Origin of the sequence: Candidatus Pantoea soli, from assembly GCF_007833795.1 — a bacterium.
In the GTDB taxonomy this organism is placed as follows: domain Bacteria; phylum Pseudomonadota; class Gammaproteobacteria; order Enterobacterales; family Enterobacteriaceae; genus Pantoea; species Pantoea soli.
Genome location: NZ_CP032702.1, coordinates 2,479,157 through 2,502,048, shown reverse-complemented (window position 1 = coordinate 2,502,048; position 22,892 = coordinate 2,479,157). Strand labels below are relative to the sequence as shown.

General features: G+C 56.9%; 15 protein-coding genes and 1 pseudogene. 7 read left to right on the top strand and 9 right to left on the bottom strand.

What is annotated here, in order from left to right; all coding sequences use genetic code 11:
• Nucleotides 1-79: 79 nt before the first annotated feature.
• The 4 genes from yfaE to ubiG form a co-directional block, all read right to left on the bottom strand.
• On the bottom strand, nt 80-340 hold the full coding sequence (yfaE, locus tag D8B20_RS11615; RefSeq protein WP_145889024.1) for a class I ribonucleotide reductase maintenance protein YfaE: 261 nt from the start codon (nt 338-340) through the stop codon (nt 80-82).
• Between the two features lie 2 nt (nt 341-342).
• Nucleotides 343-1,473 carry a class Ia ribonucleoside-diphosphate reductase subunit beta gene (nrdB, locus tag D8B20_RS11610; protein ID WP_145889023.1) on the bottom strand — a complete coding sequence of 377 codons (1,131 nt, stop codon included), beginning with the start codon at nt 1,471-1,473 and terminating at the stop codon, nt 343-345.
• A 79-nt stretch (nt 1,474-1,552) separates the two neighbouring features.
• Nucleotides 1,553-3,838, bottom strand: a complete 2,286-nt coding sequence (gene nrdA / locus D8B20_RS11605) for a class 1a ribonucleoside-diphosphate reductase subunit alpha (RefSeq protein ID WP_145889022.1) — start codon at nt 3,836-3,838, stop codon at nt 1,553-1,555.
• Between the two features lie 677 nt (nt 3,839-4,515).
• A complete protein-coding gene (gene ubiG / locus D8B20_RS11600; RefSeq protein ID WP_145889021.1) occupies nt 4,516-5,241 on the bottom strand; it encodes a bifunctional 2-polyprenyl-6-hydroxyphenol methylase/3-demethylubiquinol 3-O-methyltransferase UbiG in 726 nt (241 codons plus the stop codon).
• 176 nt (nt 5,242-5,417) lie between these two features.
• Here ubiG and gyrA point away from each other — a divergent pair, with 176 nt between their 5' ends.
• A complete protein-coding gene (gyrA, locus tag D8B20_RS11595; protein WP_145889020.1) occupies nt 5,418-8,057 on the top strand; it encodes a DNA topoisomerase (ATP-hydrolyzing) subunit A in 2,640 nt (879 codons plus the stop codon).
• Nucleotides 8,058-8,243: 186 nt separating this feature from the next.
• Nucleotides 8,244-11,096, top strand: a complete 2,853-nt coding sequence (gene rcsC / locus D8B20_RS11590; protein ID WP_145889019.1) for a two-component system sensor histidine kinase RcsC — start codon at nt 8,244-8,246, stop codon at nt 11,094-11,096.
• Nucleotides 11,097-11,139: 43 nt separating this feature from the next.
• On the opposite strand, the gene rcsB is transcribed toward rcsC, so the two are convergent.
• The 3 genes from rcsB to D8B20_RS11575 are packed head-to-tail and all read right to left on the bottom strand — an operon-like array spanning nt 11,140 to nt 15,644.
• Nucleotides 11,140-11,790, bottom strand: a complete 651-nt coding sequence (gene rcsB / locus D8B20_RS11585; protein WP_145889018.1) for a response regulator transcription factor RcsB — start codon at nt 11,788-11,790, stop codon at nt 11,140-11,142.
• Nucleotide 11,791: 1 nt separating this feature from the next.
• A complete protein-coding gene (gene rcsD / locus D8B20_RS11580) occupies nt 11,792-14,464 on the bottom strand; it encodes a phosphotransferase RcsD (RefSeq protein WP_145890545.1) in 2,673 nt (890 codons plus the stop codon).
• A 25-nt stretch (nt 14,465-14,489) separates the two neighbouring features.
• Nucleotides 14,490-15,644, bottom strand: coding sequence for an MFS transporter (locus D8B20_RS11575; protein ID WP_145889017.1), 1,155 nt, complete (start codon nt 15,642-15,644; stop codon nt 14,490-14,492).
• An 890-nt stretch (nt 15,645-16,534) separates the two neighbouring features.
• Between D8B20_RS11575 and ompC the strand changes: the two genes are divergently transcribed.
• Complete coding sequence (gene ompC / locus D8B20_RS11570) at nt 16,535-17,644, top strand: porin OmpC (RefSeq protein ID WP_145889016.1); 1,110 nt, start codon at nt 16,535-16,537, stop codon at nt 17,642-17,644.
• Between the two features lie 22 nt (nt 17,645-17,666).
• Here the strand turns inward: ompC and D8B20_RS11565 are convergent, their stop codons facing one another.
• Nucleotides 17,667-18,230 carry a TetR/AcrR family transcriptional regulator gene (locus D8B20_RS11565; protein WP_145889015.1) on the bottom strand — a complete coding sequence of 188 codons (564 nt, stop codon included), beginning with the start codon at nt 18,228-18,230 and terminating at the stop codon, nt 17,667-17,669.
• A gap of 83 nt (nt 18,231-18,313) precedes the next feature.
• Between D8B20_RS11565 and D8B20_RS11560 the strand changes: the two are divergent.
• A pseudogene (locus D8B20_RS11560) lies at nt 18,314-18,769 on the top strand (nuclear transport factor 2 family protein).
• A gap of 1 nt (nt 18,770) precedes the next feature.
• Here D8B20_RS11560 and D8B20_RS21635 read toward each other — a convergent pair.
• The gene (locus D8B20_RS21635; protein ID WP_186454442.1) at nt 18,771-18,929 is read right to left on the bottom strand and encodes a hypothetical protein; all 159 of its coding nucleotides are present in this window, start codon (nt 18,927-18,929) and stop codon (nt 18,771-18,773) included.
• A gap of 398 nt (nt 18,930-19,327) precedes the next feature.
• Between D8B20_RS21635 and apbE the strand changes: the two genes are divergently transcribed.
• The 3 genes from apbE (at nt 19,328) to D8B20_RS11545 (ending at nt 22,748) form a co-directional block, all read left to right on the top strand.
• Complete coding sequence (gene apbE, locus D8B20_RS11555) at nt 19,328-20,356, top strand: FAD:protein FMN transferase ApbE (protein WP_145889014.1); 1,029 nt, start codon at nt 19,328-19,330, stop codon at nt 20,354-20,356.
• 15 nt (nt 20,357-20,371) lie between these two features.
• The gene (gene alkB, locus D8B20_RS11550) at nt 20,372-21,013 is read left to right on the top strand and encodes a DNA oxidative demethylase AlkB (protein WP_145889013.1); all 642 of its coding nucleotides are present in this window, start codon (nt 20,372-20,374) and stop codon (nt 21,011-21,013) included.
• A gap of 82 nt (nt 21,014-21,095) precedes the next feature.
• The gene (locus D8B20_RS11545; RefSeq protein WP_145889012.1) at nt 21,096-22,748 is read left to right on the top strand and encodes a multidrug ABC transporter permease/ATP-binding protein; all 1,653 of its coding nucleotides are present in this window, start codon (nt 21,096-21,098) and stop codon (nt 22,746-22,748) included.
• Nucleotides 22,749-22,892 lie beyond the last annotated feature (144 nt).

The following is a 22,892-nucleotide window of genomic DNA, read 5'->3' as shown; positions in this document are numbered from 1 at the left end:
ACAGCAAGCGGCTACCTCTCTGACGACCTGCCGGGTTGTTGCAGCATGCAAGGGCTTTTGGATTTAGTGTAGCGGCAGGTTACAGCTCGATCTCAATCTCCCCTTTGGCTTTACAGCAGCAGGGCAGAATCTCGCCCTGCTGAATAAAGGCCAGTGGGGTCTCCGCATAATCCACTTCGCCTTTTAGCAGACGCATGCGGCACGAGCCGCAGTAGCCTTCACGGCACTGGAACTCTACGCACAGGTTGTGCGCTTCCAGCGTCGTCAGCAGATTAGGGTGATCGTCTGCGCACTCCAGCCGGTCGCCGGAGCTGCGCAGAATAACAACAGAACGGCTCATGCTTACAGCTGGAAATCGTTGAAATCGTCTTCGCCCACTTCCGAGTCAATCTGACCGACCAGATAGGAGCTCACTTCCACTTCCTGCGGCGCAACCTGTACGTTGTCCGAAACCAGCCAGGAGTTGATCCACGGAATCGGGTTAGAGCGCGTCTGGAACGGCAGATCCAGACCCACCGCCTGCATACGGATATTGGTGATGTACTCAATGTACTGGCACAGAATGTCTTTGTTCAGGCCAATCATCGAACCACCGCTAAACAGATATTCTGCCCACTCTTTCTCCTGCTCGGCAGCCTTGCGGAACAGATCGAAGCACTCATCGCGGCACTCGGCGGCAATCTCTTTCATTTCCGGATCGTCTTCACCGCTGCGCATCAGGTTCAGCATATGCTGGGTACCGGTCAGGTGCAGCGCTTCATCGCGGGCGATCAGACGGATAATCTTGGCGTTGCCTTCCATCAGTTCACGCTCTGCGAAGGCAAACGAGCAGGCAAAGCTGACGTAAAAGCGGATCGCTTCCAGCGCGTTCACGCTCATCAGGCAGATATACAGCTGCTTTTTCAGCGCGCGCAGATTCACGTTGATGGTCTTACCGGCCACCTGGTGCGTCCCTTCGCCCAGCAGATGCCAGTAGTTGGTCATTTCGATCAGATCGTCGTAGTACTTCGAAATGTCCTGCGCACGCGCGAGAATCTGTTCGTTGGTCACGATGTCATCGAACACCAGCGCCGGATCGTTCACGATGTTGCGGATGATGTGCGTATAGGAACGCGAGTGGATGGTCTCAGAGAACGCCCAGGTCTCAATCCACGTCTCCAGCTCCGGAATCGAAATCAGCGGCAGCAGGGCAACGTTCGGGCTGCGGCCCTGAATGGAATCCAGCAGCGTCTGATACTTCAGGTTGCTGATGAAAATATGCTTCTCATGCTCCGGCAGCGCCTGATAGTCGATCCGGTCACGTGACACATCGACCTCTTCCGGACGCCAGAAGAAGGAGAGCTGCTTCTCAATCAGCTTTTCAAAAATATCGTATTTCTGCTGGTCAAAGCGCGCGACGTTAACTGACTGGCCGAAGAACATCGGCTCTTTCAGCTGGTCATTTTTGTTCTGTGAAAAAGTAGTGTAAGCCATGACTTAGTCCAAAAGTAAAGGACCCGACAGCCGCGGCGGCCGGGCCTGACAGGATAAGGCACCGGACGGTGCCTTCTGATCAAATCTTACAAGCGCCGCTCTCGCAGCCGTCATCCTGGATAGAAGGTGCCAGGTCATCCTGCGCATCTTCCGCACCGTCACGGGTGTTCTGGTAGTACAAGGTCTTCACGCCAAACTTATAGGCGGTCAGCAGATCTTTCAGCAGCTGTTTCATCGGCACTTTGCCATTGGCGAAACGGCCCGGATCGTAGTTGGTGTTCGACGAAATCGCCTGATCGATAAACTTCTGCATCAGGCCAACCAGCTGCAGATACCCATCGTTGGATGGCATTTCCCACAGCAGCTCATACTGATCTTTCAGACGCTCATACTCCGGCACCACCTGACGCAGAATGCCGTCTTTCGACGCTTTAATGCTGATGTGGCCGCGCGGCGGCTCAATGCCGTTGGTGGCGTTGGAGATCTGCGAAGAGGTCTCTGACGGCATCAGGGCAGAGAGCGTAGAGTTACGCAGGCCGTGCGTTTTGATTGACTCACGCAGCGCTTCCCAGTCGAGGTGCAGCGGCTCATTGCAGACACTGTCGAGATCCTTTTTATAGGTATCAATCGGCAGAATCCCCTGCGCATAGGTGGTTTCGTTGAACCACGGGCAGGCGCCTTGCTCTTTCGCCAGTGCGTTAGACGCTTTCAGCAGATAGTACTGAATAGCTTCAAAGGTCTTGTGCGTCAGGTTATTAGCGCTGCCGTCAGAGTAGCGCACGCCGTGCTTCGCCAGATAATAGGCAAAGTTGATCACGCCAATACCCAGCGTACGGCGGCCCATGGCACCCCGTTTAGCGGCCGGAATCGGGTAATCCTGATAATCCAGCAGCGCATCCAGCGCGCGCACGGCCAGCGTGGCCAGTTCTTCCAGATCGTCCAGGCTGTCAATCGCGCCGAGGTTAAAGGCGGACAGCGTACACAGCGCGATTTCGCCGTTTTCATCGTTGACATCGTCCAGCGGTTTGGTCGGCAGGGCGATCTCCAGGCACAGGTTAGACTGGCGCACTGGCGCAATAGCCGGGTCAAACGGGCTGTGGGTGTTGCAGTGGTCAACGTTCTGGATGTAGATGCGGCCGGTAGAGGCGCGTTCCTGCATCATCAGCGAGAACAGATCCACCGCTTTCACGCGCTGCTTACGGATGCTGTCGTCTTTCTCATATTTGGTGTACAGCCGCTCGAACTCATCCTGATCGGCAAAGAACGCATCGTACAGGCCGGGCACGTCAGACGGGCTGAACAGGGTGATATCTTCACCTTTCAGCAGACGGGTATACATCAGCTTGTTGATCTGTACACCGTAATCCATATGACGCACGCGGTTGCCTTCCACGCCGCGGTTGTTCTTCAGCACCAGCAGACTTTCCACTTCCAGATGCCACATCGGATAGAACAGGGTGGCCGCACCGCCGCGCACGCCGCCCTGCGAGCAGGATTTCACCGCCGTCTGGAAATGCTTATAGAACGGGATGCACCCGGTGTGGAACGCTTCGCCGCCGCGAATCGGGCTGCCCAGCGCGCGGATGCGGCCGGCGTTGATGCCGATACCGGCACGCTGCGACACATATTTCACAATAGCGCTGGAGGTGGCGTTGATGGAATCCAGGCTGTCGCCACACTCAATCAGCACGCAAGAGCTGAACTGACGGGTTGGGGTACGCACGCCTGACATGATGGGCGTTGGCAGCGAAATCTTGAAGGTGGAAATCGCATCGTAGAAACGACGGATGTAATCCATACGCGTATCGCGCGGATAGCCGGAGAACAGGCAGGCCGCCACCAGAATGTACAGGAACTGGGCGCTCTCATAGATCTCACCGCTGACGCGGTTCTGCACCAGATATTTGCCTTCCAGCTGCTTTACCGCCGCATAGGAGAAGTTCATGTCGCGCCAGTGGTCGATAAAGCCGTCCATCTGTGCGAACTCTTCCACGCTGTAATCTTCCAGCAGGTGGCGGTCGTATTTGCCCATTTCGACCATTTTTACCACCTGGTCATAGAGCTTCGGCGGCTCAAACTGGCCGTAGGCTTTTTTGCGCAGGTGGAAAATGGCCAGGCGCGCAGCCAGGTACTGGTAGTCCGGTGCATCACGGGAGATCAGGTCTGCCGCCGCTTTGATGATGGTCTCATGGATGTCTGAGGTCCTGATACCATCGTAGAACTGGATGTGTGAACGCAGCTCAACCTGCGATACCGAGACATTGTTCAGCCCTTCAGCTGCCCAGTCCAGCACCCGGTGAATCTTATCGAGATCAATGCGCTCCTGGCGGCCATCACGTTTTGTAACGAGCAGACTTTGGTTCATGTCGCGTGTTTACCTGTCCATGAAATACAAAATTATCCCCCGACTATTCACAAGGCCTATGCACAAGCCGCTCTTGTGAGTAAGCCTGTGGATAAACACTATATATAGGGGGTGTGGGATGTTTGAACAACAATATGGTGAGTATTCTAGTCAGCAATCCGTTCTTAACAAGAGTTGATTTTCTGGAAAAATTACGCCCTGGCCGGGACGAAAAATCCTGGATCCGCATGCCGCAAGGCCTGCATCAGCTGTCAACGGATAACAGCTTTTTTTTCGATTTATGATCGAGCGCGTATTTATTGTTCAACCACTGCGGTTCAGGATTTTTCTTAGGCCAAAAAAGCCCCGACAGGGCCGCCAGCAGCGAACTTATCTGTGATTGCTTATGAATTATTTATGACCTTTCCAGCTTACAAAACCCGCGCAGCCGGGTCTAAAAGGAAATTGATCTGGATAGCTCCTGCGGCCGCTACAGCCGCAGTGCTTTCCGCTGCGGGAGATGAGTCCGCTGTTCAGCAGCCCAGGCTGATCGACATACACCTGCTGGCAGCGCACTTTCTGCGGCTTAAAAAAGGATTCTTCCGGCGGGGAAATAGCGGTGCAGACAGGCAGACGTGGAGAGGTTAGCCCGCCCGCACGGCGCGGACGGACGAGGCAGAGCGCAACCCGCCGGCGCGTTATGCCTGACGGTGCGTATGAATCATGTAGTTCACATCCACGCCAGGCCCGAGGCGGAATGTATTGGTCAGCGGATTGTAATGCAGGCCGATCATATTGCGCTCGCGCAGCGGAGTTTCATCCACCCAGTTCATCAGCTCTGACGGACGGATAAACTTTTTCACGTCGTGCGTGCCGCGTGGCAGCATACGCAGCACGTACTCTGCGCCAAAAATCGCCAGCAGCCAGGCTTTTGGATTACGGTTGATGGTGGAGAAAAACACTTCGCCGCCGGGTTTGACCAGCTGCGCGCAGGCCAGCACGACCGAGCGCGGATCGGGCACGTGCTCCAGCATCTCCATGCAGGTCACCACGTCATACTGACCAGCATGGCGGGCGGCGTGCTCTTCCACCGTCTGCTGCACGTAGTCCACTTCCACACCGCTCTCCTGCGCATGCAGACGCGCTACCGCCAGCGGTTCGGCCCCCATATCCAGGCCGGTGACCTGTGCGCCTTCACGCGCCATGCTTTCTGCCAGAATGCCGCCGCCGCAGCCGACATCCAGCACTTTTTTGCCGAACAGGCCATGGCTGTGCTGCGCAATCCAGCCAAGACGCAGGGGATTGATGCGGTGCAACGGCTTAAATTCACCTTCTAAATCCCACCAGCGTGACGCCACGGCTTCAAACTTGGCGATTTCAGCGTGGTCAACGTTCTGGCGGCTTTCCTGCGGTTGTTCATTCATTGAATCAAGACTCCTGACAAAATATCTTTTCAGTATAAACGTATAAACCCTGCGAGGCATCTCTCAGCCGCAAGGAAAAGCGGGATTAAACCCCGCTTTACGTTCACCGGCAGGAAGCGATGTGATATACTTTCGCACCTTTAAAATCCGGGATTAAGTAGAGGGATAGCGGCTCCATGAGCGACCTTGCGAGAGAAATTACACCGGTCAATATCGAAGAAGAGTTAAAGAACTCTTACCTCGATTACGCCATGTCGGTCATTGTTGGCCGAGCTTTACCCGATGTGCGTGATGGCCTGAAGCCGGTGCACCGCCGTGTGCTCTATGCCATGAGCGAACTGGGTAACGACTGGAACAAACCCTATAAAAAATCTGCCCGTGTGGTCGGTGACGTCATCGGTAAATATCACCCGCACGGCGACTCCGCTGTTTACGAAAGTATCGTGCGTATGGCCCAGCCGTTCTCCCTGCGCTATATGCTGGTCGACGGTCAGGGTAACTTTGGTTCGGTCGACGGCGACTCCGCTGCTGCAATGCGTTATACCGAAGTGCGCATGGCAAAAATCTCGTCCGAACTGCTGGCGGACCTGGAAAAAGAAACCGTTGATTTTGTGCCGAACTATGACGGCACCGAGCAGATCCCTGAAGTTCTGCCCACCAAAATTCCTAATCTGCTGATCAACGGCTCCTCCGGTATCGCCGTCGGGATGGCCACCAACATTCCGCCACATAACCTGACGGAAGTGATCAACGGCTGCCTGGCCTTTATTGACGATGAAAACATCAGCGTGGAAGGGCTGATGGAACACATCACCGGTCCCGATTTCCCGACCGCGGCCTTCATCAATGGCCGTCGCGGTATTGAAGAGGCCTACCGCACCGGGCGCGGCAAAATTTACATCCGCGCGCGCGGTGAAATTGAAACCGATGCCAAAACCGGCCGTGAAACCATTGTGGTTAACGAGATCCCTTACCAGGTCAACAAAGCGCGTCTGATTGAAAAGATTGCTGAGCTGGTGAAAGAGAAGCGCGTGGAAGGCATCAGCGGCCTGCGCGACGAGTCTGATAAAGACGGCATGCGCATCGTCATTGAAGTGAAGCGTGATGCGGTTGGCGAAGTGGTGCTGAATAACCTCTACTCGCTGACGCAGCTGCAGGTTTCGTTCGGCATCAACATGGTGGCACTGCATCAGGGCCAGCCGAAGATCATGACGCTGAAGGAGATCATCGAAGCCTTCGTGCGTCACCGTCGCGAAGTGGTGACGCGTCGTACGATCTTTGAACTGCGTAAAGCGCGCGATCGCGCGCATATCCTTGAAGGTCTGGCGATTGCGCTGGCCAACATCGATCCGATCATTGAGCTGATCCGCCGCGCACCGACGCCAGCAGAAGCGAAAGCGGGCCTGATTGCCCAGTCGTGGGAGCTGGGCAACGTGGCCGCCATGCTGGAGCGCGCCGGCGACGACGCCGCGCGTCCGGAGTGGCTGGAAGCCGAGTTCGGCATTCGCGATGGCCGCTACTACCTGACCGAACAGCAGGCGCAGGCGATCCTCGATCTGCGTCTGCAGAAGCTGACCGGTCTGGAGCACGAAAAGCTGCTGGATGAGTACAAAGAGCTGCTGGATCAGATTGCAGAGCTGATTCACATTCTGCAGAGCGCCGAGCGCCTGATGGAAGTGATCCGTGAAGAGCTGGTGGCAATGCGTGAGCAGTTTGGCGATGCACGCCGTACGGAGATCACTGCCAACAGCGCGGACATCAACATCGAAGACCTGATCAACCAGGAAGATGTTGTCGTGACGCTGTCGCATCAGGGCTACGTGAAGTACCAGCCGCTGTCAGACTATGAAGCGCAGCGTCGCGGCGGTAAAGGCAAATCGGCAGCGCGTATCAAAGAAGAGGATTTCATTGATCGTCTGCTGGTGGCCAATACCCACGACACTATCCTGTGCTTCTCCAGCCGTGGCCGTCTCTACTGGATGAAGGTCTATCAGCTGCCGGAAGCGAGCCGTGGTGCGCGTGGTCGTCCCATCGTCAACCTGCTGCCGCTGGAAGCCAACGAGCGTATCACCGCCATTCTGCCGGTGCGTGAATACACCGAAGGCTTCAACATCTTCATGGCGACCGCTGACGGCACCGTGAAGAAAACGGCCCTGCAGGAGTTCAGCCGTCCGCGCAGCGCCGGCATCATTGCCATTAACCTGCGTGAAGACGATGAGCTGATCGGCGTGGCGCTGACCAACGGCAGCGACGAAGCGATGCTGTTCTCTGCCGCCGGTAAAGTGGTGCGCTTCGCTGAGACGGCGGTACGTGCCATGGGCCGCTCGGCCTCCGGCGTACGCGGTATCCGACTGGCGGAAGGCGATAAAGTGGTATCACTGATTGTGCCGCGTGAAGAGGGCGCCATCCTCACCGTGACGCAGAATGGCTACGGTAAACGCACCGCCAACAGTGAATACCCCACCAAGTCGCGTGCCACCCAGGGCGTTATCTCGATCAAAGTCACCGAACGTAACGGCCCGGTGGTCGGCGCGGTCCAGGTGGTCGACAGCGATCAGATCATGATGATCACCGATGCCGGTACGCTGGTGCGTACCCGCGTATCGGAAGTCAGCGTGGTCGGCCGTAACACGCAGGGCGTCATTCTGATTCGTACCGCGGAAGATGAAAACGTGGTCGGTCTGCAGCGCGTTGCGGAGCCGGTGGAAGAGGAAGAACTCGACGCCATCGACGGCAGCGTAGCGGAAGGCGAGGAGGATATCGCGCCGGAAGTGGACAACGACGACGATGCGCCGGAAGCGGATGACGAAGAGTAACGGCGAATCGCCTCACGCCTGAACGTGAGGTGAGACGATCAGCGGCAGGTCAGGGTAACCGACCTGCCGTTTTTTTATCTGAGTTTTCGCGCCAGACCGGCGTGCTGTCTGGCTTTTTCGCAGCGATAAAGCTAGTGTATGAGAGCTTTTTGACAACCCGATAACCTTGCCGCCTGTGAGCCCGCTTTGAAATATCTCGTCTCGTTTCGCACCACGCTTCGCATCTCGCGCTACCTGTTTCGTGCGCTGGCACTGCTGCTCTGGTCACTGGGTGCGTTACTGACTACGTTTTACATCATCAACGTGCTGCATGAGAAAGAAAACGCGGTGCGTCAGGAGTTCGCCACAAACTACGGCCAGGCAGAGTGGTATGTCCGCCATTCTGCGGATGTCATGCGCGAGCTCAAATACATCACAGAGAACCGCCTCAGTAGCAGCGCCAGCGGTCTGGATATGCTGAATGGCCTGGCGGCCAGTAAAAGCACGCTGCCGCAGTTCACGCCACTGTTTTCCGACGGTGACTGCACCTCAATGAGCAATACCTGGCGCAATTCGCTGGATTCGCTCAGCTATTTCATCAATTACTGGAAAAGTAATTTTGCCTCCGCCTATGAGCTGAACCGGGTGTTCTTCATTGGCGGTGAAAATCAATGCCTGGCCGATTTCACCATTGGCAACAATAACTCTGTCGACCGTGAGCGCAGCCTGAAGGCGCTGCGCGAACATGTGCTGCACTATCGCAGCGCGAATGAAGAAGAGCGGCGCAATCCGATGTACTGGATCACCACCAGTGCCCAGCCGGGCGTCGGCAATTTCTATATGGTGGTGCCGGTGTATGTCGCGAATAAGCTGCAGGCGCTGCTGGGGATAGAACAGAATATCCGGCTGGAAGAGTTCATTCAGCCAGGCGGGCTGCCGCTGGTGGCCACCATCACAGACGACAACTACCGACCGCTGATCAGTTCGCGGCGCGGCGGGCCCGGCTATTCGCTGGACGATTTGCCGGATGACAGCACCTGGTTTGGTTACCTGGATGGTTACCGCCAGCTGGTGCTGAAAAAGCCGCTGCCGCCCTCCAGCCTCAGCGTGGTGTGGTCACTATCCACCGACGTGTTGGTGGATCAGCTCAGGCTGATGCTGATTAACGCGCTACTGCTGAACATCTTAAGCGCGCTGGTGCTGTTTACGCTGGCGTGGGTATTTGAGCGCCGCATGTTCCTGCCGGCGGAGGAGAACGCGCACCGGCTGGAGGAGCATGAGCAGTTCAACCGGAAGATTGTGGCCTCGGCGCCGGTGGGCATCTGTATTCTGCGTACCAGCGACGGCACTAATATCCTCAGTAATGAGCTGGCGCATAACTACCTGACGCTGCTGACGCAGGAGGACCGCCAGCGCCTCAATGAAATTATCGGCGGTCAGCAGGTGAACTTCGTTGATATGCTGACCGGCAGCAACACCAACCTGCAGATTAGCTTTGTCCACTCGCGCTACCGCAACGAAAACGTGGCGATTTGCGTGCTGGTTGACGTTTCAGCGCGCGTGCGCATGGAGCAGTCGCTGCAGGAGATGGCACACGCGGCAGAGCAGGCAAGTCAGTCCAAATCGATGTTCCTTGCCACCGTCAGCCACGAACTGCGTACGCCGCTGTACGGCATTATCGGCAACCTGGATCTGCTGCAAACCAAAGCGCTGCCCAAAGGGGTTGATTCGCTGGTTACGGCGATGAATAACTCCTCCAGCCTGCTGCTGAAGATCATCAGCGATATTCTCGATTTCTCGAAAATCGAATCTGAACAGCTGAAGATTGAACCGCGTCCGTTCTCGCCGCGTGAAGTGATTAACCACATCACCAGCAACTACCTGTCACTGGTAGTGCGCAAGCGGCTGACGCTTTACGTGTTTATTGAAAACGACGTACCGCTGGCGCTGGATGGCGATCCGCTGCGGCTGCAGCAGGTGATCTCTAACCTGCTGAACAACGCCATCAAGTTCACCCATACCGGTTGCATCATTCTGCACGCCTACGTCAAAGAGGGGTATCTGGCGTTTCGCGTGCGCGATACCGGCGTGGGCATTCCGGCGCGGGAAGTGACCCGCCTGTTTGATCCGTTCTTCCAGGTGGGCTCCGGCGTACAGCGCAACTTCCAGGGCACCGGACTGGGGCTGGCAATTTGCGAAAAGCTGATCAACATGATGGACGGCGATATTGAGGTCGATTCTGAACCGGGCATGGGCAGTCAGTTTGTGGTGCGTATCCCGATCTATGCCGGTCAGCAGCCCGCGCCGCCGCTGCTGGATGGCTTAAAAGAGAAAGCCATCTGGCTTGATCTGCGTAACGATTACCTGGCGACTTTCCTGCTGCGTCTGCTGCTGCAGCAGGGCATTCAGGCCGCGCGCTATCAGGGCCACGCCGGCAGCGATGACGTCATCATCGCCGATCACGATGAGCTGCCCGCGCAGGCGGTGCGCGCGCGCATTTGCATCAGCGGCGAACATCTGGATATGCCACAGGAAACCGCCACCGGACAGTGGATTCAGAGCAGCGCAACGCTGCACGATCTGCCGCTGCTGCTGGGGCGTATCTACCGTATCGCCATTGACAGCGACACCGTGACGCCGCTGCCGCTGCCTGCCTCGCAGGAGGATGCTAGCTACGAAGATATCATGGTGCTGATTGTCGATGACCATCCGATCAACCGCATGCTGCTCTCGGAACAGCTGGGCACGCTGGGGTACCAGACCAAAACCGCGCAGGATGGCGTGGATGCGCTGAACGTACTGAGCCGCAACCATATCGATATTGTGCTGAGTGATGTGAATATGCCGAACATGGATGGTTACCGCCTGACGCAGCGCCTGCGTCAGCTGGGACACGCGTTCCCGGTGATTGGCGTTACGGCAAATGCGCTGGCGGAAGAGAAGCAACGCTGTATGGATGCGGGCATGGACGACTGTCTGTCGAAGCCGGTGACGCTGGATGTGCTGAAAACCACGCTGGCACGCTATGCCGGGCGGGTGCGTAAAAGCCGGAAGGGGTAGGGCAGAAAGCAAACAGGCGCACCGGAGTGCGCCTGTTGCGGGATTACTCTTTGTCGACCTGAGACGCGCTGACGGAAGAGAGGTAGTTCAGTAGCGCGATATCATTATCCACGCCCAGCTTCATCATGGCTGATTTCTTCTGGCTACTGATGGTTTTGATACTGCGGTTTAGTTTCTTGGCAATTTCCGTCACCAGGAAGCCTTCAGCGAACAGACGCAGCACTTCGCTCTCTTTCGGCGACAGACGTTTGTCACCGTAACCACCGGCGCTGATTTTCTCCAGCAGTTTTGCCACGCTTTCCGGCGTGTACTTTTTGCCTTTCTGCAGCGCGGCCAGCGCTTTAGGCAGGTCGGTTGGTGCACCCTGCTTCAGCACAATGCCTTCAATGTCCAGATCCAGTACAGCACTCAGGATCGCCGGGTTATTGTTCATGGTCAGAACGATAATCGAGAGATCCGGATAGTGACGTTTGATGTACTTGATCAGGGTGATGCCATCACCGTACTTCTCACCCGGCATGGAGAGGTCAGTGATCAGGACGTTGGCGTCCAGTTTAGACAAGCTGTTAATCAGTGCTGTTGAGTCTTCAAACTCACCTACAACGTTGACCCATTCGATCTGTTCCAGTGACTTACGGATACCGAACAGAACAATTGGATGGTCATCGGCAATAATTACATTCAGGTTATTCATCTTATTGGTTACCTTGCTGCAGCAGTTGGTTGACGTAAGCGTCAATTTCACTGGTGGTATTTTTAATGGTTAAATCGTCACACACTTTAATGTGTTGTTCTAACTCTTCACAAAGCTGTTTACCCGGCAGTAAATTGAGCATGGCAAACACGCCTTTCAGGCGATGCGCTGTCTGAGCAAGCGAGGCATAGTCCTTCTCCGCCGACTCAGTATACAGTCTCTTCACATCAGGCGGTACTGTCTCGGTAAACAGCTGGAAATAGCCGCCGCTCAGCAATGGCGTGGCGGCGGCTTCCTCACCGGCACTGTCGTCCAGTTCATCAGAGGATAATTGCTTCTCGATCAGGGCCAGCAGGGCATCCAGCAGCGCATTGCTGAGATTGTAGTTTACCCGGAACTGCTGGTCGTTGAGCGCATGGTGACCCATCTCGTCACCGGCCAGTAACAGCGCCCAGCCGCTGAGGCGCGACGGATCGTCGGTGATCAGCACATCATGTTCCTGACCGGAAAGGCGCTCGTCGGAAGTGAGGCACTTGGCGCCCCAGTTTTCCAGATGACGGCAGACAATCTTGTAAACGTCCTCAACCGCAATATCCACCAGCGCGGTGACGCCCTCCAGCAGCTTCTCTTCCTGCTCATCCTGCTGTTCCAGCGCCAGCGCCAGCGGCAGCTGAATATTGTAGCGTGTACCAATATCGGGTTTGGCAACGATCTCCAGCTGGCCGCCCATATGTTTGCACAGCTGTTTACAGAGGAAAAAGGCCATGCCGGAAGCCTGACCGTAGCGATCCTGGGTGGTTTCACCCAGATACGGGAAATCAACGTTTGCCAGCTCATCTATCGTCAGCCCTGAACCGGTATCCACCAGCTGCAGCAGCACGGTGTTCGGTTTGCTGTCACTGGCGTTGACCTCAAGGGAGATCTTGCCCCACTGCGTGGTGGTGAGCGCGTAGTGCATCAGCGTGGTCAGCACCTTGCGCAGTGCGCGGCGGTCGCCAAAGCGCATCTCGTCGCTGGCCAGATGGTTATTCACCACCAGCGCCAGCCCTTTGCGGCGCAGCAGCGGCAGGCTTTCGATAGCGATCTCATCCAGCAGCTCCTGCAGGCTGAATACGCTGGCGTCTGGTGACCAGTCATGCGCTTCCAGCCGGTTCAGCAGTACAATATCATCCACCAGTCGCGCCAGTCCCTGACTCTCGTCAAGCAGATCCAGTACGCTTTCGTCATCGTCGCGCTGGCTCAGCTGCACCAGCTGCGTCACCATGCTTTGCAGCGGGCGATTCAGCGCATGCCCCAGGTTTTGCATCAGCTGCTGACGCATCTGGTGATTGCGATCCAGTACCTGCTGCGCTTTCTGCAGCTTTTTGTTCACCAGCAGTTCACGATCCTGATCGCGCATCATAAACAGCTGCGTGTGCGGCGAGAGCACGCTGCGTGCGTGCCGAATCTCATACACTTCGTTATTGATGGTCGCCTGTAATACGCCCTGATGCTGATCGGACATATTGATAATCTTTTGCAGATTCAGGTGCGGCAGCAGGTGCTCGGCAATCTTATTGCTGAGCAGCGTGCGGTTGGTGGCAAAATCATACACCAGCAGGCCGACCGGCAGGCTGGCCACAATCTCTTCATTCAGCATGCGCAGCGAATCCAGTTCCGCGCTCTGGTTTTCATTCGGGCGCAGCGACTGCTGACGCAGCAGGGTAATACCGGCTATCGACAGCAAAAACAGCAGCAGGTTAATCAGCAGCGGCCACATCAGATTATGCAGCGTATCCAGCGCCAGGCTGGTCAGCGGCACGCGGTACACCAGCTGCAGCGACGTGCTGGGCAGCGAAGCGGTAATTTCCAGATTCGGGTTTACCAGCGTGACGGCGGTGCTTTCACTGGTGGCATCTTCGCTGCTGGCGGTGGTCGTGGAGGTCAGCGCAGCATCCTGACGCAGCTGGAAGTTTTCCAGCGGCATGCTGCGCGGAATCAGATCGTTCACCGGCAGATCAAAGGCCACGACGGTGGCAAGGTGGCCGGGCTGATTAAAGGTGGTACGCAGCGTAAAGTAGTGATCGTTCTGCCAGGCAAAATGACGCAGCGGAGAGAAGCTTTCGCGCTCGTCCAGCGCGTTGGCCTGCTGCAGCATCTCTGCCCGGCGGCCATCCACCAGCGTGTTAATGGCGCTCTCTTTATAGCGCGTTGCCATATCCTTCAGCGGCAGGGTGGAGATCATGATCAGGCTGTTGTCCTGACCATTGAGGAAGTACATCGACCACGCCGGATTTTCTGCGCCCCACAGCGTATCGAGATAGTTCGACATGCGCATGGTCATATCCAGCGTGCTGCCATCGTGCGAACTGAAGATCAGCGCTTCGGTTTTGCGGCGGGTTTTTTCCAGATAATAAACATCCGGGCGCAGGCGCGTCTCCTGCAGGCTGCTGTTAGGCGTGGTGCCGGCCGCGCTGGTGGCGAGATTTTCGTAAATCTGCCAGGTGGCAAAGCGGTAAGCATCAATGCGTTTTTGCATGGCCCGTGCCAGATCGGTCATGGCGTAGCGCTTCTCCATCAGCCAGGCGTTGACGCTGTTATGCACCATGGCCCCCAGCGCCAGAAACAGCACCAGATTAAACACCACAAAGAAACGCGTTACGTTGCCGGATGTCAGCGGAAATTTATAAGGCAGCATAAAAAATCTCAGGAACCTGCAGTTAGCGCGCAACCCGCCGGGCGCTGGCGGCCACGGCCAGCAGCAGCACGGCAATCATTAAAAACGCGCCGCTCAGGCTGAGCCATTGGGAAATCAATCCGATTAAAGCCGGACCTGAAAGGATACCCGCATAGCCCAGGGTTGTCATGGCAGAAATCGCCAGGTTCGCCGGCATATCCTGCTGATTCCCTGCCGCATTGAATAACATCGGCACCGTATTCGCCAGGCCGAAGCCCACCAGCAGGAACGCCAGCAGGGCAATCTGCGGCCACGGCACCAGCACGGCCAGCGTCATGCCAGCGGCGGCGGCCAGCGCGCCGGTCAGCATCACCGGATAGCGGCCAAAGCGCTGAATGATTTTGTCGCCGGTGAGGCGGCCGAGCGTCATGGCAACGGAGAAGATGGCGTAACCCAGACCGGCATGCGCCACGCTGATTTCCGGGCTTTGCAACAGCAGCAGGGCGCTCCAGTCCAGCACCGCGCCTTCAGCGAGGAACAGAATAAAGCACAGCAGGCCAAGGAAGGCGACCCAGCCGCGCGGGATCACCAGCCAGGGCTGATCGGGCTGATGCAGGCGCTCGGTCATCAGCGTCGGCAGACTGATCGCCAGCAGCAAGACTATCAGCAGCAAAATAGCGCTGACGGCCTGCAGCGGGCTCAGGCCGGTGCCCAGCAGCAGGCTCACCGCGCCGGCCCCGACAATGCCGCCGAGGCTAAAGAAGCCGTGGAAGCCGGACATCATCGGTTTACCCGCGGCTTTTTCCACCTCAACCGCCTGCACATTCATTGCCACATCCAGCATACCCAGCCCGGCACCGAACACCATCAGCGTGGCGGCCATCAGCCATAACACCTCCAGCGTTGCCAGCAGCGGCAGCATGGCGAGGATAACCAGCGTAGAGCCGAGAATCACGCGGCGGCAGCCGAAGCGCGCAACCAGCGCACCGGTCACCGGCATGGCAGCCAGTGAACCGATGCCGAGGCACAGCAGCAGGCCGCCCAGCGACGCACCGCTCAGATGCAGGCGCTCACTGGCAAACGGCACCAGCGGAGCCCAGGCTGACATGCCAAGCCCGGCGATAAGAAAAACGAGGCGTGTTCCCGGATTGACACGCTGATGAAGGCGATGTGGCTGTTCGGCGTCCAGTGCTGTCATAAAGGTGCTTTTGTCATGAGTCATTCAAGCGACGAAGTTTAGCATCAAAGCGGGTATCACACCGCGAAATGAGGGGGCCGGTAAACCAGAAGCGTGACCCGGGAGCAGCATATTACCGATCTTTTACCCGACCGGAATTTTTTCCAGAACTTTCCTGGCAAAGTGCAGCCGGCCCTGTACGTCAGCCGCAGCATAATCGTGGGGTAATTTGCGTTAATACTGGCGCGAATAGCGGCTGGGCAGGAGGGTTAACTGGCTGAATCAACGGCAGTAAAAGAGAATACATCGCCGCGTAACCACGCCGGATATTTAAGCGGTAAACTTTGTTGCGCACGGGAAATAACTTGTGCCGGTTTAGCGATGGGCCGGTCATAATCTCCGTATAAAGCCGCGGAACCAGGCGGTTTTATCATCAGTTATTTTAAGGCAGGTAAAAAAGTTTACTTACTTTGACAAAGAAGAGGGAAATCGCAGGCAAAAAAATGCCGGACAATCATGTCCGGCGGGAATTAGGGTAAATATCTCATTCGGGGTGAATGAAGGTAATAATGAAATAAATGATGATAGCGGGGGTAATTGTATGCGCTGAAAGGCATCGGGTTTTGTCATTCAGTGCGGCAGGTTTTGATAATTCAGGTGATTGATATTAAAGGTTATAAATTCGGTTTATCAATTAGTGCGGTATTTTTTGAGAATTAGTGCTGATTATTAGTTCCGCGGAATTTACATCCAGAAATAACTATTAAATAAAATGAAACACTTTTGGAAATTTAGTATCATTTTCGTGATAGATTATTGCCCTCTATAAAATAACAATGGCTTGCCGGCTGAATTTTTAAGCATTCAGTTCGCAGTGGCATAAATAAAGGCACATTACCGAGGGTAATAAAATGAAACGTCGCGTTCTCTCCCTGATGATCCCTGCACTGCTGGTAGCAGGCTCAGCAAGCGCAGCAGAAATCTATAATAAAGATGGCAACAAATTAGACCTTTACGGCAAAGTTGACGGCTTACACTATTTCTCCGACAACGATGACCAGGACGGTGACCAGTCTTACCTGCGCTTTGGTTTTAAAGGTGAAACTCAGGTGACCGATCAGCTCACCGGTTACGGTCAGTGGGAATACCAGGCTGCCCTGAACACCGCTGAATCTCAGGGTACGGCTGACAGCTACACCCGCGTGGGCTTTGCCGGTCTGAAATTTGGTAACGCAGGCTCATTCGATTACGGCCGCAACTACGGCGTGCTGTATGACATCGGTGCCTGGACTGACGTTCTGCCGGAGTTCGGCGGTGACACCTACGGCGCAGATAACTTCATGTTCCAGCGCGGTAACGGTATGGCGACCTACCGTAACAACAACTTCTTTGGTCTGGTTGATGGCTGGAACTTTGCCGTGCAGTATCAGGGCAAAAACGACAATCCAACGGAATCCTCTTCCGGCCGCGATGTGCTGGGTGAGAACGGCGACGGCTGGGGTCTGAGCACCACTTACGATCTCGGTTCTGGCTTTGGTCTGGGTGCTGCGATGTTCCAGTCCGATCGTACCAACAACCAGAACGGTGGCGACGCCCGCATTCTGGGCCGTGGCGACAAAGCGGAAGCGTATACCGGCGGTCTGAAATATGACGCGAACAACGTTTACCTGGCAGCCATGTACACCCGCTCTTACAACGCGACCCGTTTTGGTTCCGTCGACTCGGCTACCTACGGTTACGCCAACAAAGCGGATAACTGGGAGCTGGTGGCACAGTATCAGTTCGACTTCGGTCTGCGTCCGTCTCTGGCCTTTGTTTCTTCACGCGGCAGCGATATCGAAGGTTACGGCAACCAGAACCTGAAAAAATACATTGATGTGGGCGCCACCTACTACTTTAATAAAAATATGTCGACCTACGTTGATTACCAGATCAACCTGCTGGACGACAACAACTTCACCGATGCGACCGGTATCAACACCGACGACATCGTGGCACTGGGCCTGGTTTACCAGTTCTGATGCCTGGAGCGTGGCCTGCGGGTCACGCTCTGCGTTGCAGCAGCCGCATCAGCGCAGCACGCAGCGCCTGCGTCACGGCCTCTGCCGCCTCACCGATCTGCACCTGCACTATCGCCCCTTCCACCAGTAGCACGCATGGCATCAGCAACGCCTGTTCACCGGCCGGCAGTTTTTCTGCGATAGCCGCCGCCATGGCCTGTTTATGCTGACGAATCAGCGCGCTGGCTTCTGCCAGACTCTCTCCCGGCTCGGCGGCCGTATTAATAAAAGCACAGCCGCGAAAATCCTCCTCGCGAAACCAGCTCAGCAGCGTTGCCGGCAGCGCATCAATAAGGCTGTCGTGCTGCGCCAGCGCGGCGCGAAAGGCGGCTATCCAGCGGTCGTGACGCTGCTGCAAAAACGCCACGACCAGGGCGTTCTTCGCCGGGAAATGGCGGTAAAAGGTCACTTTGGTGACGCCCGCTTCGGCAATTACTTTGTCCACGCCGGTGGCGCGGATGCCCTGACGATAAAACAGCTGCTGCGCCGTCAGCAGTATACGATCGCGTGCCGGGGCGCTGGCATCAGGCGTTAACGGATTCAGCATAAAAATTTCCTCTCCAGGCTGTAGACAACGCTGTCTGCCTGCAACATGTAGACAGAGTTGTCTACCTGCTAAGGAGATGAATGATGCTGATCCCCCCGTTTGATCACCAGAGTGCACAACAGAAAACCCGTCAGGCTGAGGATGCATGGAACAGTTGCGACCCGCACCGCGTGTCGCAGGCGTACAGCGAAGACACGCGCTGGCGGAATCGCAGCGAATTTATTCAGGGTCGGGAAGCGGTGGTGGCATTTTTACAGCGCAAGTGGGCCAGGGAGCACGAATACCGGTTAAGCAGGGAGTGATGGGCCTGGCACCACGACAAGCTGGCGGTACGTTTCGCCTGTGAGTGGCATGATGACAGCGGCAACGGGTTCCGCAGTGATGGCAACGAAAACTGGCAGTCTGGCGCTGATGGCCTGATGGTGCAGCGCTTCGCCTGTATTAACGATCTGCCGATTGCGGCGGCGGACCGGCTGTTTCACTGGCCGGCGGGGCGTCGCCCGGACGATCATCCGGGCCTCAGTGCATCAGGGCTTTAGTTTATTGTACCGTGCGCCAGCGTCTGGCTTTCGGTGCAGGCGGCTGCGCAGCCACGGCAGGCGGCGCACTGCCTTCCAGCGCCACGCCTGCCAGGGTGAAAGCGGAAAAACTCAGCCAGCGCTGCCACCTGTCACTTTGTGTTTTTACTTTACTCATCATCTGCACCTCATTGATGTTCAACCTGACATCAACGATGCAGAATTCATGCCACTCACCGCTCTCAGCGTCACGCCATCCGGTGACGGTTTGTTACACTGCGCCAGTGCGAAAGCGGTGCAGGCTGCCTGCTAATGGTGCAGGCGCTTAACGCCGGCGCGAAGGGTAGTGCTGAATCAGGCGATGGCGATGGTTGTGCCAGCTGCGATAGCTGCCATAAACAAACAGTCCGGCGGTTACCGCAATAATCAGATAAATCATCCGTCGCTCCTCCTGGGAATCGGGTGCAGGGACGACCATGCTGCGTCAGCCAAAAATGAACTTCAAGCTGCTTTAGGCAAATTTACAGGCTGTTTATGCTTTGTAATCAGCTGTAGTGATGCGTAACAAACGAGGATAAGATGTTTTTTAAGAATATTCTGCTGACAGGTGTGCTGGCGCTGATGCTTAGCGGGTGCGAACCCAACGATGCGCCACCGCCGCTGGTGCTGGAAGGCAAAACCATGGGCACCGTCTGGCGCGTGAGTCTGGCCGGCGTCGATCCGCAACGTAAGGCCGATCTGCAGCAGAAAATACAGCAGCAGCTGGATCGCGATGACCAGACGCTGTCTACCTGGAAAGCCGATTCTGTGCTGTCCCGCTTTAATCAGTATCAGGGCAGCGCCCCGCAGCCGGTCAGCGCGGATATGGCAGATATCGTCACGATGGCGCTGCGCATCGGCCAGAAAACCGGCGGAGCCATGGACATTACCGTCGGGCCGCTGGTGAATTTGTGGGGCTTTGGCCCGACGAAGCAGCCGGCGCATACGCCTTCTGACGCAGAGATCGCGGCGGCCAGGGCGCTGACCGGGCTGCAGCACCTGCGCGTTATTCAGGGCGCAGAAGGGCAGTGGCTGCAAAAGGACCTGCCCGGCCTGTATGTTGATCTCTCGACAATGGGCGAAGGCTACGCCACCGATCACCTGGCGCGCCTGATGGAACAGCAGGGCATCACGCAGTATCTGGTCTCAGTGGGCGGCGCGGTACTGAGCCGCGGCGAAAATGGTCAGCAGCCGTGGCGCGTAGCGATTCAGAAACCGACCGATCGTGAAAACGTGGCGGAAGCGCGTGTGAATCTGCAGGGACACGGCATCAGTACCTCCGGCAGTTATCGCAACTATTATGAACTGGATGGCAAGCGGATTTCCCATGTGATCGATCCCGCCACCGGCCGGCCGATTACCCATAACCTGGTCTCAGCGACGGTGATTGCCACCACGGCGCTGGAGGCGGATGGCTGGGATACCGGTCTGATGGTGCTGGGGCCGGAACGGGCCAAAGCGCTGGCGCTGAAAGCGCATCTGGCGGTCTATCTGATCACCCGGGAGGGCAACGGATTCAGCCACTGGATGTCACCGCAGTTCAAAACGTTTTTAATCGATCAGCACTAGTCTGAGGAGGCGTGCATGCTGGATTTATTTGGAGAAGAGGCGCCGTGGCAGGAGCCGCTGGCGGAAGGGGCGGTGATCCTGCGCCGCCGCGCCCGCGATGATGCCGAAGCGCTGCTGGCCGAAATCGGCGCGATTGCCGCGCAAAATCCGTTTGGACATCGCATCACGCCGGGCGGCCATCGCATGTCGGTCGCCATGACCAACTGCGGCAATCTCGGCTGGTCTGCGGATTCGCGCGGCTACCAGTATACGGAACAGGATGAGAGCATGGGTACGAAATGGCCGCCGATGCCGTCGCTGTTTCGTACGCTGGCACAGCAGACTGCCCGTGAGGCGGGCTTCAGCGATTTCGATCCCGATGCCTGCCTGATTAACCGCTACGAGCCGGGGGCTAAGCTGACGCTGCATCAGGATAAAGATGAGAAGGATCTGCGCCAGCCGATTGTGTCAGTCTCGCTGGGTTTACCGGCGGTGTTTCAGTTTGGCGGGTTTGAACGCGGCGATGCGACACAGCGCGTACTACTGGAGCACGGCGATATCGTGGTCTGGGGCGGCCCGTCGCGCCTGCGCTATCATGGCATTTTACCGCTGCGTCCGGGGATGCATCCGCAGACGGGCGCCTTTCGCTTCAACCTGACCTTCCGCCGCGCCCGGTAAGCAAAAACAAATGAGAATTATTCTTGCCTTCATCAGTTGCGCCATTAAACTGCAGGCTGCTGATTGATACGGGATAAGTTTAATGACATTGCTGCAGGTGGTTTTCCGCCAGTATCGCTGGCCGTTTACTGGCGTCATGCTGCTGACACTGCTCAGCGCGGCGCTCGGCATCGGCCTGATTGCCTATATCAATACCACGCTGATTGAGGCTGTCAGCACTTCGGCGGCCATCCTGCCGATGTTTCTCGGACAGTTGCTGCTGCTGATGGCGGTAACGCTGGGATCGCAGCTGGCGCTCACGCAGCTGGGCCATCATTTTGTCTGGCGACTGCGCGGAGAGTTTATCCGCCGCCTGCTGGATACGCGCGTGGAACGCATTGAGCAAATCGGCAGCGCGCAGCTGCTGGCGGCGCTGACCAGCGACGTGCGTGCCATCACCATTGCCTTTGTGCGCCTGCCGGAACTGATTCAGGGCATCATTATTACGCTGGGCGCCGCGCTTTACCTCGCGTGGCTTTCGCCGCAGATGCTGGCGGTGACGACGCTGTGGCTGGCGGTCACGCTGACCGGCGGCTGGCTGCTGGTATCGCGCGTGTATCGCCACCTGGCCACGCTGCGTGACATTGAAGATGAGCTGCACCGGGATTTCCAGACGGTGATTGAAGGGCGCAAAGAGCTGCAGCTCAATCGCGAACGCGCACAGCTTATCTATGACAGCGTTTACCAGCAGCATGCCACCGACTACCGCCGCCACATTGTACGCGCCGATACCTTCCATCTCAGCGCGGTTAACTGGTCAAACATTATGATGCTGGGTGCCATCGGCATGGTGTTTTATATGGCCAACGGGCTCGGCTGGGCCAATACGGCCGTAGCGGCCACCTATTCGCTGACGCTGCTGTTTCTGCGTGCGCCGCTGCTGGCGGCCGTCGGCGCGTTGCCCACGCTGCTGAGTGCGCAGGTGGCCTTTCGTAAAATCCACGCGTTTGACCTTGCCCCCTATCAGCCCGCATTTCCGGCGCAGACGCCGGAGCGCAACTGGCAAACGCTGGAGCTGCGCGAGGTCTGTTTCCATTATGGTGATAACGGCTTTGCCGTCGGGCCGATTAACCTGACGCTGCGCCGCGGCGAGCTGGTGTTTTTGATTGGCGGTAACGGCAGCGGTAAATCCACACTTGCCATGCTGCTGACCGGGCTGTATCAGCCACACGCGGGCAGCCTGCTGGTGGATGGTGAAGTGATTGAATGGCACGATGTGGATCGCTGGCGTAAACATTTCTCGGCGGTATTCACTGACGTACATCTGTTTGACCGCCTGATTCGGCAGGGCGGTGAACCGGCCAATCCGGCGCTGGTGCAGCAGTGGCTGGCGCAGCTGAAGATGCAGGATAAGCTGAAGCTGGAGGGGAACCGGGTGCTGAATCTGCAGCTGTCAAAAGGGCAGAGCAAGCGTCTGGCGCTGCTGCTGGCCGCCGCTGAAGAGCGCGACATCCTGCTGCTGGATGAGTGGGCCGCCGATCAGGACCCGCACTTCCGCCGCATCTTCTATCGGGAGCTGCTGCCGTGGTTACAGGCCTCCGGCAAAACTATTGTCGCCATCAGCCATGACGATCACTACTTTGCTCATGCAGACCGCCTGCTGGAGATGCGCGACGGGCGCTTAGCTGAACTGACCGGCCGCGAGCGCGAGCTGGCGACGCTGGATGCGGTGCAGCGCACCGACACCGGCCATTAACGCCGCGCGGCAAAGCTTAGCAGGATCCCTTATTGGGCAGACTGCGGGCGCAGCGATAAGCTGTCAGTCCGCAGAGAGCCGTCGCTCTGCACTGGCGGAACATTTCTGTCGTCTGTGTTGTCACCGGCCCGGGCCTTTTCCGCG